The sequence below is a fragment of the Microbacterium natoriense genome, assembly GCF_030816295.1.
Lineage (GTDB): Bacteria > Actinomycetota > Actinomycetes > Actinomycetales > Microbacteriaceae > Microbacterium > Microbacterium natoriense_A.
Map to the genome: position 1 here is coordinate 2,011,811 of NZ_JAUSXV010000001.1, position 13,710 is coordinate 2,025,520.

21 protein-coding genes are annotated in these 13,710 nt (G+C 68.4%); 14 read left to right on the forward strand and 7 right to left on the reverse strand.

Annotation, left to right across the window (positions count from 1 at the left end):
• Window positions 1-5 precede the first annotated feature (5 nt).
• The 3 genes from cmtR to QFZ53_RS09220 all read left to right on the forward strand — a co-directional run bounded on the left by cmtR (window position 6) and on the right by QFZ53_RS09220 (window position 1,396).
• The gene (cmtR, locus tag QFZ53_RS09210; protein ID WP_307295607.1) at window positions 6-365 is read left to right on the forward strand and encodes a Cd(II)/Pb(II)-sensing metalloregulatory transcriptional regulator CmtR; all 360 of its coding nucleotides are present in this window, start codon (window positions 6-8) and stop codon (window positions 363-365) included.
• Complete coding sequence (locus QFZ53_RS09215) at window positions 338-1,039, forward strand: cation transporter (RefSeq protein WP_373426323.1); 702 nt, start codon at window positions 338-340, stop codon at window positions 1,037-1,039. The genes cmtR and QFZ53_RS09215 overlap by 28 nt, the downstream gene beginning before the upstream one ends.
• A 189-nt stretch (window positions 1,040-1,228) precedes the next feature.
• Window positions 1,229-1,396, forward strand: a complete 168-nt coding sequence (locus QFZ53_RS09220; protein WP_307295609.1) for a hypothetical protein — start codon at window positions 1,229-1,231, stop codon at window positions 1,394-1,396.
• Between the two features lie 73 nt (window positions 1,397-1,469).
• Here the strand turns inward: QFZ53_RS09220 and QFZ53_RS09225 are convergent, their stop codons facing one another.
• Window positions 1,470-2,642, reverse strand: a complete 1,173-nt coding sequence (locus QFZ53_RS09225; RefSeq protein ID WP_307295610.1) for a hypothetical protein — start codon at window positions 2,640-2,642, stop codon at window positions 1,470-1,472.
• A gap of 75 nt (window positions 2,643-2,717) precedes the next feature.
• Here QFZ53_RS09225 and QFZ53_RS09230 point away from each other — a divergent pair, with 75 nt between their 5' ends.
• Together QFZ53_RS09230 and QFZ53_RS09235 are read left to right on the forward strand one after the other, a co-directional pair.
• Complete coding sequence (locus tag QFZ53_RS09230; protein ID WP_307295611.1) at window positions 2,718-3,284, forward strand: alpha/beta fold hydrolase; 567 nt, start codon at window positions 2,718-2,720, stop codon at window positions 3,282-3,284.
• Between the two features lie 34 nt (window positions 3,285-3,318).
• Window positions 3,319-3,585, forward strand: coding sequence for a DUF4190 domain-containing protein (locus QFZ53_RS09235; RefSeq protein WP_307295612.1), 267 nt, complete (start codon window positions 3,319-3,321; stop codon window positions 3,583-3,585).
• A gap of 9 nt (window positions 3,586-3,594) precedes the next feature.
• On the opposite strand, the gene QFZ53_RS09240 is transcribed toward QFZ53_RS09235, so the two are convergent.
• Entirely contained in the window at window positions 3,595-3,939 is a 345-nt protein-coding gene (locus QFZ53_RS09240; protein ID WP_307295613.1) for a LysR family transcriptional regulator, read from the reverse strand.
• A 117-nt stretch (window positions 3,940-4,056) separates the two neighbouring features.
• Here QFZ53_RS09240 and QFZ53_RS09245 point away from each other — a divergent pair, with 117 nt between their 5' ends.
• The 4 genes from QFZ53_RS09245 (at window position 4,057) to QFZ53_RS09260 (ending at window position 8,282) form a co-directional block, all read left to right on the forward strand.
• A complete protein-coding gene (locus QFZ53_RS09245) occupies window positions 4,057-4,227 on the forward strand; it encodes a hypothetical protein (protein WP_307295615.1) in 171 nt (56 codons plus the stop codon).
• Between the two features lie 52 nt (window positions 4,228-4,279).
• Complete coding sequence (locus QFZ53_RS09250) at window positions 4,280-5,944, forward strand: ABC-F family ATP-binding cassette domain-containing protein (RefSeq protein WP_307295617.1); 1,665 nt, start codon at window positions 4,280-4,282, stop codon at window positions 5,942-5,944.
• Window positions 5,945-6,048: 104 nt separating this feature from the next.
• Window positions 6,049-7,644 carry a cation:proton antiporter domain-containing protein gene (locus tag QFZ53_RS09255; RefSeq protein ID WP_307295618.1) on the forward strand — a complete coding sequence of 532 codons (1,596 nt, stop codon included), beginning with the start codon at window positions 6,049-6,051 and terminating at the stop codon, window positions 7,642-7,644.
• Entirely contained in the window at window positions 7,641-8,282 is a 642-nt protein-coding gene (locus tag QFZ53_RS09260) for a DUF1345 domain-containing protein (protein ID WP_292907131.1), read from the forward strand. Before QFZ53_RS09255 ends, QFZ53_RS09260 begins: the two co-directional genes overlap by 4 nt.
• Window positions 8,283-8,289: 7 nt before the next feature.
• On the opposite strand, the gene QFZ53_RS09265 is transcribed toward QFZ53_RS09260, so the two are convergent.
• The gene (locus QFZ53_RS09265) at window positions 8,290-8,736 is read right to left on the reverse strand and encodes a DUF2231 domain-containing protein (protein WP_307295619.1); all 447 of its coding nucleotides are present in this window, start codon (window positions 8,734-8,736) and stop codon (window positions 8,290-8,292) included.
• A 91-nt stretch (window positions 8,737-8,827) separates the two neighbouring features.
• Here QFZ53_RS09265 and QFZ53_RS09270 point away from each other — a divergent pair, with 91 nt between their 5' ends.
• The 3 genes from QFZ53_RS09270 to QFZ53_RS09280 all read left to right on the forward strand — a co-directional run bounded on the left by QFZ53_RS09270 (window position 8,828) and on the right by QFZ53_RS09280 (window position 10,598).
• Window positions 8,828-9,334 carry a sigma-70 family RNA polymerase sigma factor gene (locus tag QFZ53_RS09270; protein WP_292907135.1) on the forward strand — a complete coding sequence of 169 codons (507 nt, stop codon included), beginning with the start codon at window positions 8,828-8,830 and terminating at the stop codon, window positions 9,332-9,334.
• Window positions 9,331-10,020 (forward strand): zf-HC2 domain-containing protein, encoded by a 690-nt coding sequence (locus QFZ53_RS09275; protein WP_307295620.1) that lies wholly within the window; start codon window positions 9,331-9,333, stop codon window positions 10,018-10,020. Before QFZ53_RS09270 ends, QFZ53_RS09275 begins: the two co-directional genes overlap by 4 nt.
• 65 nt (window positions 10,021-10,085) lie before the next feature.
• Window positions 10,086-10,598, forward strand: a complete 513-nt coding sequence (locus tag QFZ53_RS09280) for a COG4315 family predicted lipoprotein (RefSeq protein ID WP_307295621.1) — start codon at window positions 10,086-10,088, stop codon at window positions 10,596-10,598.
• 62 nt (window positions 10,599-10,660) lie between these two features.
• On the opposite strand, the gene QFZ53_RS09285 is transcribed toward QFZ53_RS09280, so the two are convergent.
• Window positions 10,661-10,957 carry a Fe-S cluster assembly protein HesB gene (locus QFZ53_RS09285; RefSeq protein WP_307295622.1) on the reverse strand — a complete coding sequence of 99 codons (297 nt, stop codon included), beginning with the start codon at window positions 10,955-10,957 and terminating at the stop codon, window positions 10,661-10,663.
• A gap of 164 nt (window positions 10,958-11,121) precedes the next feature.
• Here QFZ53_RS09285 and QFZ53_RS09290 point away from each other — a divergent pair, with 164 nt between their 5' ends.
• Window positions 11,122-11,667, forward strand: a complete 546-nt coding sequence (locus QFZ53_RS09290) for a Dps family protein (protein WP_307295623.1) — start codon at window positions 11,122-11,124, stop codon at window positions 11,665-11,667.
• Here the strand turns inward: QFZ53_RS09290 and QFZ53_RS09295 are convergent, their stop codons facing one another.
• From QFZ53_RS09295 to QFZ53_RS09305, 3 genes are read right to left on the reverse strand one after another with little or no spacing between them, the layout of a single operon-like run.
• Window positions 11,668-12,174, reverse strand: a complete 507-nt coding sequence (locus tag QFZ53_RS09295) for a DUF6328 family protein (RefSeq protein WP_292907144.1) — start codon at window positions 12,172-12,174, stop codon at window positions 11,668-11,670.
• Between the two features lie 33 nt (window positions 12,175-12,207).
• On the reverse strand, window positions 12,208-12,792 hold the full coding sequence (locus QFZ53_RS09300) for a 1-acyl-sn-glycerol-3-phosphate acyltransferase (protein ID WP_292907146.1): 585 nt from the start codon (window positions 12,790-12,792) through the stop codon (window positions 12,208-12,210).
• Between the two features lie 41 nt (window positions 12,793-12,833).
• The gene (locus tag QFZ53_RS09305; RefSeq protein ID WP_307295624.1) at window positions 12,834-13,421 is read right to left on the reverse strand and encodes a carboxymuconolactone decarboxylase family protein; all 588 of its coding nucleotides are present in this window, start codon (window positions 13,419-13,421) and stop codon (window positions 12,834-12,836) included.
• Between the two features lie 132 nt (window positions 13,422-13,553).
• Between QFZ53_RS09305 and QFZ53_RS09310 the strand changes: the two genes are divergently transcribed.
• Window positions 13,554-13,706 carry a hypothetical protein gene (locus QFZ53_RS09310; RefSeq protein ID WP_307295625.1) on the forward strand — a complete coding sequence of 51 codons (153 nt, stop codon included), beginning with the start codon at window positions 13,554-13,556 and terminating at the stop codon, window positions 13,704-13,706.
• Window positions 13,707-13,710 lie beyond the last annotated feature (4 nt).

The following is a 13,710-nucleotide window of genomic DNA, read 5'->3' on the forward strand; positions in this document are numbered from 1 at the left end:
AGCGTGTGCTGACTATAGCGACTCGCCTCGACGTGATGAACCGGCTCGGCCGGGCGATGGCCGACCCCACGCGCTCCCGAATCCTGATGACGCTGCTCGAGGGGCCGAGTCATCCGGCCGTGCTCGCCAAGGAGCTCGACCTGACGCGCACGAACGTCTCCAACCATCTCGCCTGTCTCCGCGACTGCGGGATCGTGGTCGCCGAGCCGGAAGGGCGGCAGACCCGGTACGAGATCGCCGATCCGCACCTCGCCGCAGCGCTCACCGCGCTCGTCGACGTGACGCTGGCGGTCGATGAGAACGCCGTGTGCATCGACCCGGCATGCGCGGTTCCCGGATGCTGCGACGGGGGAGATGCCCAGTGACCGCCGCGGTCATCACTCCGGCGAGGCGAGACGTCCTCAGGCGGCGCATCCGGATCGTCGTCGCGATCACGATCGCGTGGAACGTCGTCGAGGCGATCGTCGCGGTGCTCGCGGGCACCGCTGCCTCGTCGGCCGCCCTGATCGGCTTCGGACTCGACTCCGTGGTCGAGGTGCTCTCCGCGGCGGCGGTGGCGTGGCAGTTCTCGGCCCGCGACCCCGAGACACGGGAGAAGACGGCACTGCGGGTAATCGCCGTCTCGTTCTTCGCGCTCGCGGCTTACGTCGCCGTCGACGCCGTGCTGTCGCTCGCGGGGCTGCGCGAACCAGAGCACTCTCCGGTCGGCATCGCCCTCGCCGCGCTGAGCCTCGTCGTCATGCCGTTCCTGAGCTGGTTCGAACGCCGGACCGGACGCGAACTCGGCTCCGCATCGGCGGTCGCCGACTCGAAGCAGACACTGATCTGCACCTATTTGAGCGCGGCGCTGCTCGTGGGACTGCTGCTGAACAGCCTGTTCGGGTGGGCGTGGGCCGATTCGATCGCGGCCCTCGTGATCGCCGTCCTCGCGATGCGCGAGGGTATCGAAGCCTGGAAGGGCGACGCCTGCACTGCCCCTGTCGCGGTGCTCACGGGGGAGCAGAATGCCGATCACTGCGAAGACGGATGCTGTGGCTGACGTCGAACTCCGAGAATCAGATCGGTCTACCCGACACCCGGATGAGCGTGTCCTCCGAAGTGCCGACAGACGCGGAGGATCTCGGAGCCTAGGCTGAAGATCCGGTCGAGACCTGATGAGGGGGCAATGATGCCGACTTCCGCGGTGAGAGGAACACGAGCTCCGCACCGACTGCCACTCGGATGGGAGGTGGCGATCGACGTCGCGGCGGCGCTGGGGTTGTGGGCGCTCACCTTCTTCAATCAGTTCCCCGTCGCTGTGGTGTACACCGTCCCTATCGCATTCCTGTTGATCGCAATTCCGCAGGCGGTACGGCGTCGCAAGGGGGCAGCGACGAGCACTGGTTCGACAAGGTAGCCGCCGCGAAGGCAGCTGCGAAGCGGTGTGTGCCGCGGAAGACGACGGCGGGAGGGCACTGCCGACGAGGTACTCAGCCTCGGCGACGCTGCTCGGCCATCCAGGTGTGATTGACGATGGCGGCGGCGACGGCGTCTTTGTAACCGCCGGCATCCGGCCCGCGGTACAGGTCGCGTTCCCGGAAGGGCGACTGCTCGCGGTGGGGGCCGTCGTCGTTGATACGCCTCGCGAGCTCTGAGATGTAGTCGTGCCCGTCGATGCGATACGCGGCGCGCTCGGCCTCGTCGAGGCGGATGAGCGCCGAGGCGTCGACCATCGAGTTGACCACGTAGCGGGCCTGGAGGTAGAGCTCGCCGTTCTGCCCGACGAGGAACCATGCGCCCGGGCGGTGATCGAGGTAGCGCATCGCGTCGCGTTCGGCAGCGACCCGGGCCTGGTCGCCCCAGAGGTCGACAGGAGGGATCGCTTCGAGCGGATGCTGCCTCGCATCGTTCAGGACGTGATGTTGGAATGTCGCGGGGGAGTCGCGATAGAGGGCGAAGCAGATGATCCGTCGGCATGATGTGCAGGTCAGTTGGCTCTCCACGCGCTGCATGAGCCCCGAGGCGTGCAGCGGTTCGAGGTCCGTGAGTCTCACCCAGTGGAGATCTTCCGTGAGATCTCCGTCGTCCAGAGCCGCCTGCAGAGCGAGGGTCGTGGCGGCGACGTCGACCTCGTCGTCATCCGCGGCTCGGATCAGGAGATCCGCGCACACGGCGCAGCCGTCGTCATCCGGTGCGCACGACAGACCGGGCCGCTCCACCACGACCGCGATGCTCAGCAGATTGCCCGGCTCGTTCCAGCCTCTCCGATCTCGGAAATCGGCGCGCACGAAGCCGCCGTCGACCGGGAAGACAGGAGTGCCGAAACCTGCCCACTCGCGGGCGGTCCCGATCGCGCTCTTCAGGTCGTCGAGTGTCGCATCGTTGTTCGCGCTCGGGATCCACTCCGCGAGATCGACACCCTGTTGGGCGGGCGGCTCCGGCGTGAGGTGGAGCAGCGTGGCGACGACGGCATCGTCGTGCAGGATGATCTCACCGCCCGAGGCGAACAGCATCCGTCTGGACCGGTAAGCCGGAGCACCGATCAGTCGTTCTCTGACCTCGACGGGCTCGCCCCCGAGGGCTCGGATGAGGGACTGCACCTCGGGATCCTGTTTCGCGAGTGCGAGCGCATTGAGGATGAGGGGGAGTCCGCGTCGTACCACGCGACCATTATCGGGGCAGGTGGGCAAGCTACGCTGGAACCCGACCCGTGAACGCCGAGCGAGGAGCCGCACCCGATGACCGACACCCAGATCTTCGAGCCCGAAGGCCGCGCGATCCCCTTCGTGGATGAGGGAGACGGACCGGTCAAGCTCGTTCTGATCCAGGAGCACGGTCTCGCAGCCGACGTCCTCGGCGTCGTCGGCCACTACCTCGCTGAGGAAGCGGGCTTCCATGTGCTGCGCATCGGCCACCGGGGTGGCGCGGCCGGTGTCTCCTTCGACGACCGTGTCGCCGACGCGCTTGCGGTCATCGACCATGTCGGCATCGAAGACACCTGGTTCGGAGGACACGGCTTCGGCGGCACCGTCGCCCGTGCTCTCGTGTCTGCGCACCCCGATCGGGCCAACGGCCTCCTGATGCTGGGCGTCGAAGACGTCGACATCCCCGTCGCCCCGGCGATCCCCGTCCTCATCGTGCAGGGCGACGACGACACCGTCACTCCCGCAGCCAACGCCGAGCGCCTTCGTTCGACCGTGCCCGATCGCGCGAGCATCAAGCCGATCCCCGGCGATCACCTCTTCCCGATGCACCACCCGATCGAGACGGCGGTCGTCATCGAGGAGTACCTCGACTGGGACTGACACAGCTGCGGTGCGGGTGCCCTACTCTGATCCCGTGACCCAGATCGCTCAATCCGGCAGGACCAACACCCTCGCCCTCGTCGCGTTCATCGCGGCTTTCATGATTCCGCCGGCGGGATTCATCCTGTCGTTCTTCGCCCGCCGACAGCTCGATGAGCCGGGCAACGTTGAATCCGGTCGCGGACTCGTTCGATGGGCCATGGCGATCGGCATCCTCGGCACGCTGGCTCAGCTCGCGTTCTTCATCGTCTGGATCACTCTCTTCGCAAGCGCGTTCACGCAGTTCCCCGCTGCTCGCTAGATCGAGAACCTAACGCCCCTGGCGCTTCTTGTACGGCTTCGGCTGTCCCTTGACGACGGGCGCGCGGCCCTTTCCCTTCGACGCCTTCGCCTTGCCACCGGCCGGCGCGACGGGCTTCGCAGCGGGTTCGGGCTCTGTGGCGATCCGCTCGCGCGCCTCATCGAGCAGGAGGGTCCCTGCCGGGGTCAGCCGGGTCTCGCCACCGCGTGTCACGAGCGGATGGCCGACCTCGGCTTCGAGCTTCTCCAACGAGGAGTACAACGCGGCCAGGGGGATGCCCAGCGCTTCTGCGGCGCGCGGGAAGTGCTGCTCTTCGGCGATGGCGACGAATCGCCGGAGGTGGGTGATCTTCACGGGATCCGCTCCTTTCCCGCGTGCAACGCGGCCAGTCCTCCAGAGTACGCGGCTGCGCTCCGCGGCATCCGCGATACCGGCGTACGCTGGGCGTGTTGCCGATGGAAGGGACTCTACGTGTCTGATCAGCAGGGGGCTTCGCATCCCGACCACGTGCCGCGCCCGGATGAGCCGTCGATTCCCGAACTCGAAGAGGACGAGACCATCGCCCCGCGCCCGGAGGAGGAGATCGCCGATGTTCTCCGGGCGAGCCCGGATCTCGCAGATCACAGTCGGCACGACGGCTGAGCCTCGCGCTGCGAGGTGAATCGAGAGCCGCCTGCGCTGACAGGATGGAGTCATGACGGCAACACTCGTGGCTCAGGGCCTCTCCGGCGGCTACGGCCATCGCACCCTCTTCGATTCCCTCGATCTGACGGTCGCGCCCGGCGATGTCGTCGGAGTCGTCGGCGCGAACGGAGCGGGCAAGTCCACGCTGCTGAGGCTGCTCGCCGGCGTCGACTCGCCCCAGGCGGGCAGCATCGCCCTGGCTCCCGCCGACGCTTTCGTCGGCTGGCTGCCGCAGGAGCACGAGCGAGTCGTCGGAGAGACGGTCTCGGAATACATCGCCCGGCGCACCGGCTGCGGCCCGGCGACTCGGGAGATGGATGCTGCGGCCGCAGCGCTCGGCGACCCCTCCCTTGCCGCACCCGGCGTCGATCCGGCCGACGCGTACTCGTCCGCGCTGGACCGCTGGCTCGCCAGCGGCGCCGCCGACCTCGATGAGCGCATCCCTGCCGTTCTCGCCGACCTCGGTCTCGAGCTCGCCGACTCCGACGTGAAGGAGGCGCTCATGACCTCCCTGTCCGGCGGCCAGGCGGCACGCGTGGGACTGGCGGCCCTGCTCCTGTCGCGCTTCGACATCGTGCTTCTGGACGAACCCACCAACGACCTCGACCTCGACGGGCTCGAGCGACTTGAAGCCTTCGTGCGCGGCTTGCGCGGCGGCGTCGTGCTCGTCAGCCACGATCGCGAGTTCCTCGCCCGCTCCGTGACCCGGGTGCTCGAACTCGATCTCGCCCAGGGCGCGAACCGAGTCTTCGGGGGTGGCTACGACTCCTACCTCGAGGAACGCGAGACCGCGCGGCGCCATCAGCGCGAGAAGTACGACGAGTACGCCGAGAAGAAGGCCGACCTCGTCGGACGCGCGAGGACTCAACGGGAATGGTCGAGCCAGGGCGTGCGCAATGCGATGAAGAAGGCACCGGACAACGACAAGATCAGGCGCAAGGCGTCGACCGAGTCCAGTGAGAAGCAGGCGCAGAAGGTGCGTCAGATGGAAAGCCGCATCGCGCGGCTGGAGGAGGTCGAGGAGCCGCGCAAGGAGTGGCGGCTCGAGTTCACGATCGCCTCAGCGCCGCGCTCGAGCTCGGTCGTGTCCACGCTCAGCTCGGCCGTCTTCCGTCAGGGCTCTTTCACGCTCGGCCCGGTGTCTCTGCAGGTGAACGCGGGAGAGCGCATCAGCATCACCGGCCCGAACGGCGCCGGCAAATCAACACTGCTGCGCGCCCTGCTCGGTCACCAGCCTGCAGACGAAGGCACGGCGAGCCTCGGCGCAAGCGTGCAGATCGGCGAGATCGACCAGGCGCGCTCGCTGCTCGTGGGGCAGCAGCCGCTCGCCACCGCGTTCGAAGCCCTCGTACCCGAGATGGCGACAGACGAAGTGCGCACGCTGCTGGCGAAGTTCGGTCTCAGGGCCGATCACGTGGGTCGGCCGGTCGACGATCTGTCGCCGGGCGAACGCACGCGCGCCGGCCTCGCCCTGCTGCAGGCCCGCGGAACCAACCTGCTGGTGCTCGACGAACCGACGAACCACCTCGATCTGGCCGCGATCGAGCAGCTCGAGCAGGCGCTCGAATCGTATGACGGCACCCTTCTGCTCGTGACCCACGACCGGCGGATGCTCGCCACCGTGCGCACCGACCGGCGATGGCGGGTCGAGGCGGGACACGTCGAAGAGCTCTGAGCCTCGCGGCAACCCGCGGCGGCACCCGGTCCGGAGGCACCGGGCCATAGAGGTGCGGCACTCGCGATCGGTAGAGTCTGCATCAGGGATGAGACGAGGGTGCCGTGGACGTCATCGCGCTGACTCTGATCGTCGCCGCCGCGTTCGGCACGATCGCGCATCTGCTGCGCGTCCCGGCCCTCGTGGGCTTCCTCGCCGCGGGCTTCGTGCTCGGGGCCATGCACATCGAGCCCTTCGTCGGTCTCGAGCGCATCGCGGACATCGGCGTCACCCTGCTGCTGTTCACGATCGGGTTGAAGTTCGACGTCCGCTCGCTCCTTCGCCCGGAGTCCTATGGAACCACGGCGATCCACATGCTGCTCAGCGTGCTCGTCGGCGCCGGCGCGGTCGCACTGGCCGGCGTCATCGGGCTCACCGCGGTCGACGGCTGGCGGACTCTGGCTCTGGTGGGTCTCGCACTGTCGTTCTCGTCGACGGTGCTCTGCGTCAAGGTGCTCGAGGACCGCTCCGACGACGGCTCTCTGTACGGACAGACGGCGATCGCGATACTCGTGCTGCAGGACGTGATCGCCGTCGTCTTCATCACGGTCAACGCCGACGAGCCGCCGAGTCCCTGGGCGTTCGCCCTGCTGCTGTTGTTCCCGCTGGCGTGGCTGCTGCGCCGTCTGCTCGACGTGATCGGCCACGGCGAGCTGCTGGTGCTCTTCGGCGTGGTGATGGCGCTCGGGCCCGGCTATCTCGCGTTCGAGGCGGTCGGCATCACGGGAGACGTCGGCGCTCTCGTGATGGGCCTGCTGTTCGCCACGCACCGCCGGGCCATCGAGATGTCGAAGGCGCTGTTCAGCGTGAAGGAACTGTTCCTTGTGGGCTTCTTCCTCCTGATCGGAATGGGCGCCGCTCCCACGTGGACGGATGCCGCACTCGCCTTGCTGCTGTGCATCGTGCTGCTGCCGCTCACGTTCATCGGCTTCGTCTGGCTCGGCCGGCTGTTCGGGCTGCGCAACCGCACGGCGATCCGGACGGGACTGGTGCTGAGCAACTTCTCGGAGTTCTCGATCATCGTCGCGGCGTTCGGGGTCGGCGCCGGACTCCTGACAGAACGATGGCTCACCGTCGTGGCGATCGCCGTCGCCCTCAGCATGGTCGCGTCATCCATCGCGAACGCGCATGGCTTGCGGCTCATCACCGCCCTCACCTGGCTTCCCGCCCAGCAGGTCTCGAAGCTGCGCCCCGCCGACAGGCCGATCGACACGAGCGGTTCGGATGTCGTCGTTCTGGGCATGGGGCGCGTGGGCCGCGCGGCGTACGAGCGTCTGGTCGACGAGGGCGGTCTGCGTGCCCTGGGCATCGACAACGACCACGCCGTGATCACCCGGCTGGAGGGGGACGGGCTCAACGTGCTCGAGGGCGACGCGACCGATCTCGAGTTCTGGAGTCGACTGGTGTCCGGCGGATTCGTGAAGACCGTGGTGCTGGCGATGGCTTTCCACGGGTCCAACGCCTTCGCCCTCGAACGGTTGAACGAGGCCGGCTTCGATGGCCGGGTGGTGGCCGTGGCTCAGCATCCCGACCAGGTCGAGCACCTCGCGGCCCGCGGCGTCGACGGCGTCCTCAACATCTATGCCGGCGCCGGATACACCCTGGCGGGCCTCGCGATGGGCGAGGACGACGGTGCGGCCACCGGTAGCATCCAAGGATGACCCTTCGCTCCGCCCGAACCGCCGTGTGGATGCGCACGCTGCTCTCGATCGCAGGGGGCATCGTCGTCGGCGCGTTCGTCGTCCCGTTGCTGGGGGGCGTCGCCGGCATCCTCTCCGGGTGGGCCGCCTTCGCGCTCGTCAACGTGCTGTGGGTGCTGCTGCTGATCTGGCCGATGGATGCGGCCGCCACCAGGGAGCACGCGACCCTGGAAGCTCCGGGGCGGCGGGTCGCCCGGCTGATCTCCACGCTCGGGAGCGTGGTCAGTCTCGCGGCCGTGCTCGTGGTGAGCATCCAGGCGCAGCAGATGCAGGGTGTGGATCGGTACGCGCTCGCCGGAGTCGCCGTGGTGAGCGTCGCTGCGTCGTGGGCGCTGATCCAGGTGGAGTACGTGCTGCGGTACGCCCGCATGTACCATGCGGAGCCCGACGGCGGCATCGACTTCAATCAGAAGGAAGCCCCGGAGTACACCGATTTCGTGTACTTCTCGATCAACCTGGGCATGACCTACCAGGTGTCGGACACGAACGTCGAGGCCAACGCCATTCGGCGCATGGTCATCGCGCACACGGTGCTCAGCTATCTCTTCGGCACCGTCATCCTCGCCTCGATCATCAACCTCGTGGTCGGCCTCGGCTGAGACGCGGTCAGCCGCCCCAGACGGCTCGCGCTCCCGCCTCGCCGACGAGCACGACCATGATCGTGCTGCCAGCACCACTGACCACGGCCAGCACCGCGATGACGATGCGCGCCGCGCGGCGCGGCGCTCCGAAGCGGAACCAGCACCACTGGATGGCCGCGACGAGGAACATCGCGGCCGTCCACGGCCACAGCATCCGCCCGAGTTCCGCGTGCCGTATCACGGCCGGCACGGGGCCGACCTGCTGGGCGAGCGCTTCACCCGCGAGCATCGTGACGGGGACGAGCGCCAGCACGAGGAGCGCGGCGATCGGCGTCGCCATCCCGAGTCGTCGACGGACGGAGGGGAGCAGCGCACTGAGCGCGAGAGCCAGCGCGGTGAGGGGCACGAGCACGACCACCGCGTGCACGATCAGCGGATGCAGCGGGAGCCCGGCGATCTCGAAGAGGTCCATACTCGTGACACGGGAAGCGGCCCTTCGGAGTTCACCTGAACTTTCCGCGGGTCGATCTCGTGTCTCCTGCAGGACGACGAGGAGGTGGCGGATGCCGAGTGACGACGCGGCCCGACTGGGCGCGCTCTACGACGCGCACGCGGCGCCGATCTGGCGCTACGTCGTGCATCTCACGGGGGATCGCGCCGGGGCGGATGACGTCGTGCAGGAGACGCTGCTGCGGGCCTGGCGCACTCCTCGCATCCTGGCCGACGACCCGGAGAGCACCCGGTCGTGGATGTACACGGTCGCGCGGCACCTCGTCGTGGACGAGGCCCGCAGCGCGCACCGCCGTCGCGAGATCGCGATGGATGAGCCGCCGGAATCGGCGGTCAGGGACGCGACGGATTCGATCTTCGACGCGATCCTGATCGAGGAGGCGCTCGCAGCCCTCTCGATCGCTCATCGGGAGGTCGTCGTCCGCGCGTACTACGGCGGTCTCACCGTCGCGGAGATCGCGGAAGAGCTCACGGTCCCCGAGGGAACCGTGAAGTCGAGACTGCACTACGGACTCCGGGCGCTGCGCCTCGGACTCCAGGAAAGGGGAGTGACGCGATGAACGCCGATCACGAGCGATTCGCCCAGTGGGATGCCGCGTATCTCCTCGGCGCGCTGAGCGCCACCGACCGCCTCGACTACGAAGCCCATCTGGCTCGGTGCCCCGAGTGCCGCGCCGCCGTGGCGGAGGTCGCTCCCATGCTCGGCCTGCTGTCGCGCGTCTCTCCCGAGCGCGCCTCATCGCTGCTGCACGATGCCGAGCCGGAGTCTCCGGCTGTCGAGCACCGCGCGCGCGTGCTCTCGCTCGCGGCGGCACGGCAGCGCCGCCGTCGGATCTGGATCGTCGGAGTGGCCGCGGCCGCGATCATCGCGGTCACGTCGATAGGAATCCCGTTCGCATCGGGACTCCTGCAGCCACCGTCGAAGACGGTCGCCCTGGAGCAGGTGATCGACGCCCCGCTGTCGGCCAGCGTCACCCTCGCCGACGTGGCGTGGGGCACCCGCATCGACATGACCTGCGCATACGGCTCGTCAGGAGACGCACCCGAGGACGGGTGGGCGTACGCGATGGTCGTCGTCTCCGACGACGGCACCGAGAGCGTGCTGTCGACATGGCGTGCTCGGCCCGGGTCGACGGCGAAGCTCAGCGCCGGCACGGAGCTGCCTGCATCCGGCATCGCCGCCGTCGAGATCCGCTCGGTGCGGACGGGCGAGGTGCTGATGCGCACCGGCGTCGACGCGCTCTGAACTCTCGGCCGTCCTCTCTCGTGTACCCGATGACCGCACCCGCGGTCCTGCATAGGAGGTTCGACATGCTCTCGAGATTCAGGAAATCCGCGGCGCTCGCCGCACTGGTCATGGCGTTGACCGTCACCGCGTGCTCCTCGCCTTCAGGCGACTCCGACGGCGGCGGCGGTGCGTACAGCCAGCCCTCTGAGCAGGCCAGCACGCCGTCGAGCGACGGAGATGCGGCACAGCTCAAGGTCGCCGACTCGTCGCTGGGTCAGATAGTGGTCGACGGCGACGGCATGACCCTCTACATGTTCGACAAGGACACCCAGAGCTCGGGTGAGAGTTCGTGCACGGGGGAGTGCCTGACGAACTGGCCGCCGTTCACGACCGACAGCACCGCGACGCCGGAACTCGATGGCATCACGGGCGAGATCGGAACGATCACCACGGCGGACGGGTCGACGCAGATCACGCTCAACGGATGGCCCCTGTACTACTTCGCCGGGGACACGGCAGCGGGCGACGTCAACGGTCAGGGCGTCGGCGAGATCTGGTGGGTGCTCACACCCGCGGGCGAGCGGATGGCCGGGTAGCGGCAGGAACGAGCGGATGCCGCGGCCGGATCGGCCGCGGCATCCGGATCTCGAACCGTCGCTCAGACGGTCTGGGGCAGCACGGTGAACGAGACGGAACCCGCCTCGTCGACTCCGGCATCGAGGATCTTGTCGTCGAGGGCGGCCGACGCCGGCGCGTCGACGAACACCCGAGTGCTCGAGAGCTCGACGACCTGGTCCTCCGGCTCGGGGCGTTCAGCGACGCCCGCAGCGAGACGGGCGTCGTTCTCGGGCCCGGCAGGGGTCGAGTGGATCCGGAGACCCGCATCGGCCGCGTCGGTCTGGCGGCTGACCAGTGTCGTCACGATCGCGGTGGCGTTGTCGGTGAGGGTGAGCATGCGCTCTCCTTCCGGTTGGGGCATACCGAGGTCACGGCATGTCCGGGCCATGCTTCCGTGCGAGCGGTGGAGTGCTCAACCCCCTTGCGCCGGGCGCTCATCCGTGTCAACCCCCTGGGGCGGATCGCTCGGCGGCGCCTAGCGTTCCCTGCAGGAGGACACACATGCCTGAGAACACGAAGACCGCGAAGAGCTCCGCCCGAAAGACCCGGTCGGTGAAGAAGACGCCGCAGCAGAACGCCGAGTCGGGCTTCACCGCATCTGCGAAGCTGGGCGCCTCCCTGCAGGCCGTGCTCGTCGACCTGCTCGAGCTCGCCGTGCAGGGAAAGCAGGCGCACTGGAACGTCGTGGGCAGGAACTTCCGCGACACCCACCGCCAGCTCGACGAGATCATCGACGATGCGCGAGCGTTCAGCGACACGGTGGCCGAGCGGATGCGGGCCCTGCACCTCGTGCCCGACGGCAGAAGCAGCACCATCTCCTCGACGACCGCTCTCCCGCAGTTCCCCGCGGGAGAAGTGTCGACCGAGGAGACCATCGACCTCGTCACCGAACGTCTCGAGGTCGCTGTGAAGACCATGCGCGACGTCCACGACGCCGTCGACGAGGAGGATCCGACCTCGGCGGACGTCCTGCACGCGGTCATCGAGCGACTCGAGCAGTTCGCCTGGATGGTGAGCGCGGAGAACCGTACTCCGGCCGGTCGCTGATCAGCCGGGGTGTTCGCTTCGCGAACGCCTCTTGACCGCGAACGGCAGCCACACCCAGAGCGCGAGCACAGTGAGCAGGGAGAGGACCAGTGTGACCACTCCCGTCGTCCGATCGACGGTGAAGTCCACGATCAGAGTGGTGACTCCCGCAGTGAGCAGACCGATCACGAACAGATCGATCCTGACGATGCGCGCGGCCAGCCGGACGAGCTCGGGCTTGCGCCGTCGCCCGAACAGCGCCCGGTGCATGCCGACGGGGGCCAGCGAGAGGATGGTCGCCACGGCGGCCAGGGCGACGAGAACGATGTAGAGGTCGTGCTGCAGCGTGTCGAGATCGGTGAAGCGCTGCTGGAATGCGACCGCGAGCAGGAATCCGGTGAGAATCTGCGTGCCCGTCTGCATGACCCGCAGCTCTTGCATCAGTTCGTCCCAGTTGCGGTCGGCGCGCTCGTTCGGCGTCTCATCGCGCCCGTCAGCGCGGTCGTCGACGACAGGATCGGTGCTCATCCTCCCAGTCTCGCGGGCAGAGGCGAGGGGCGTCTAGAGCGCTGTCGCGGGCGGTGTCTCTTCGCGAAGCCTCGGTTCGGTGCGTCGCTCCGGTCGGACGCCGGCCTTGTCGGCGTAGAACTCCCTGATGCGATCCATGTCGCGGCTGACGTCGCCCGTGAGATCGAACGTGGGTCCGAGGCCGCACGTCATCGTGGTCCGGTCGACGAACCCGAGGGTCACCGGCATCCCTGTCTCTCTCGCGATGCGATAGAAGCCGCTCTTCCAGTAGTCGTTCCCGCCGCGGGTGCCGTCGGGCGTGACGACCAGGCCGAACACCGAGCCGCCGTTGACCTGATCGACCACATCGCTCACGACGCGCGCAGGATCGTCGCGGTCCACCGGGATGCCGCCCAGACGCCGCATGATCGGTCCGCGCCACCCGCGGAACAGGCTCTTCTTGCCCAGCCAGTGCACGTCGATGTCGAGGCGCCACGCGATGGCGAGCATCAGCACGAAATCCCAGTTCGACGTGTGGGGCGCACCGATCAGCACCGTGGGCCGTGTCGGGGCCGCCTCCGTGCGGAGGGTCCATCGGCTGAACGTCCAGAAAGTCCGGGCGAGGAAGCGTGTGAGCATCCGTCAACCGTACGGGAGAAGAGCCGGAGATCAGCTGTCGGTCAAGCGGTCCGCCGCGAGCCCGCGGCTGTTCGAAGCGCGTCGGAGACGGCAGGGTCGAGCCCGGGCACGTCGTCGAGGGGCACGGCGAGGGCGAGCAGCGCCCGGCTGAAGTAGTTGCGCGCCGCGGCGGCCAGTGTGATGTCGACGATCTGTCGATCGGAGTATCCGGCGTCTCGAAGCGATCGGGTGTCGTCGTCGGTCATCGAGGCGGGGTCGGCCGACAGGCGTTGCGAGTACCTGATGATGGCCTGCTCGGGGTCGCTGAACGCGCTGTCGTCGCCGTGCGCGAAGCTCGACATGCCGGCCTCGTCGACCACCCCCGCGCGCAGCGACTTGCGGCCGTGCGCGAGCAGGCAGTGACCCGAACCGATCTGGCGTGCCGCACCCAGGGTCGCGGCTTCGTACGCGCGCACGCCGATCGACGGGACGATCGCGCGGATCAATGCCATGAACGCCGCATGGGCTTCTGGATTGACCGCCATCGCTCGGGTATGAGCGAAGACGAATCCGTCTTCGCTCAGGTCGTCCGCGTACATCTCGGCGACGTGGCCGGTCGCATCGGCGACCGCCGGAGGCGTGATGATCATGGCAGCTCCTTCGCGTGCACACCAGGGCGACGCGAGAGCGGCCCCAGGCTCCTCCCGCCAGCGTACGCCGCACAGCGCGCTGCCGTAAGGGCGTTCGGCGCCACCTGGTTCTGGCAGGCGTACCATCGAGGGATGACTGATTCAGCGCGGGACACCGCGGCAGAGGCGCCGGAAGGCCTGCAGCCGCTGCTCGGAACCCTGGACCTGCTCAGCGACGCCGCCGCAGGCTACTGCAGCGGCGGCGTCTGCCACTTCCCGGCACCCTCCGTGCAGAAGGCCGAGTAGCGGC

What these genes read in the sequence shown, in the direction of transcription:
- QFZ53_RS09310 (WP_307295625.1), top strand. Translation starts at nt 13,554, where the DNA reads ATGACTGATTCAGCGCGGGACACCGCGGCAGAGGCGCCGGAAGGCCTG.
- QFZ53_RS09270 (WP_292907135.1), top strand. Translation starts at nt 8,828, where the DNA reads ATGCCGAGTGACGACGCGGCCCGACTGGGCGCGCTCTACGACGCGCAC.
- QFZ53_RS09260 (WP_292907131.1), top strand. Translation starts at nt 7,641, where the DNA reads ATGACCCTTCGCTCCGCCCGAACCGCCGTGTGGATGCGCACGCTGCTC.
- QFZ53_RS09295 (WP_292907144.1), bottom strand. Translation starts at nt 12,174, where the DNA reads ATGAGCACCGATCCTGTCGTCGACGACCGCGCTGACGGGCGCGATGAG.
- QFZ53_RS09230 (WP_307295611.1), top strand. Translation starts at nt 2,718, where the DNA reads ATGACCGACACCCAGATCTTCGAGCCCGAAGGCCGCGCGATCCCCTTC.
- QFZ53_RS09250 (WP_307295617.1), top strand. Translation starts at nt 4,280, where the DNA reads ATGACGGCAACACTCGTGGCTCAGGGCCTCTCCGGCGGCTACGGCCAT.
- QFZ53_RS09285 (WP_307295622.1), bottom strand. Translation starts at nt 10,957, where the DNA reads ATGCTCACCCTCACCGACAACGCCACCGCGATCGTGACGACACTGGTC.
- QFZ53_RS09280 (WP_307295621.1), top strand. Translation starts at nt 10,086, where the DNA reads ATGCTCTCGAGATTCAGGAAATCCGCGGCGCTCGCCGCACTGGTCATG.
- QFZ53_RS09275 (WP_307295620.1), top strand. Translation starts at nt 9,331, where the DNA reads ATGAACGCCGATCACGAGCGATTCGCCCAGTGGGATGCCGCGTATCTC.
- QFZ53_RS09265 (WP_307295619.1), bottom strand. Translation starts at nt 8,736, where the DNA reads ATGGACCTCTTCGAGATCGCCGGGCTCCCGCTGCATCCGCTGATCGTG.
- QFZ53_RS09290 (WP_307295623.1), top strand. Translation starts at nt 11,122, where the DNA reads ATGCCTGAGAACACGAAGACCGCGAAGAGCTCCGCCCGAAAGACCCGG.
- QFZ53_RS09300 (WP_292907146.1), bottom strand. Translation starts at nt 12,792, where the DNA reads ATGCTCACACGCTTCCTCGCCCGGACTTTCTGGACGTTCAGCCGATGG.
- QFZ53_RS09305 (WP_307295624.1), bottom strand. Translation starts at nt 13,421, where the DNA reads ATGATCATCACGCCTCCGGCGGTCGCCGATGCGACCGGCCACGTCGCC.
- QFZ53_RS09215 (WP_373426323.1), top strand. Translation starts at nt 338, where the DNA reads ATGCTGCGACGGGGGAGATGCCCAGTGACCGCCGCGGTCATCACTCCG.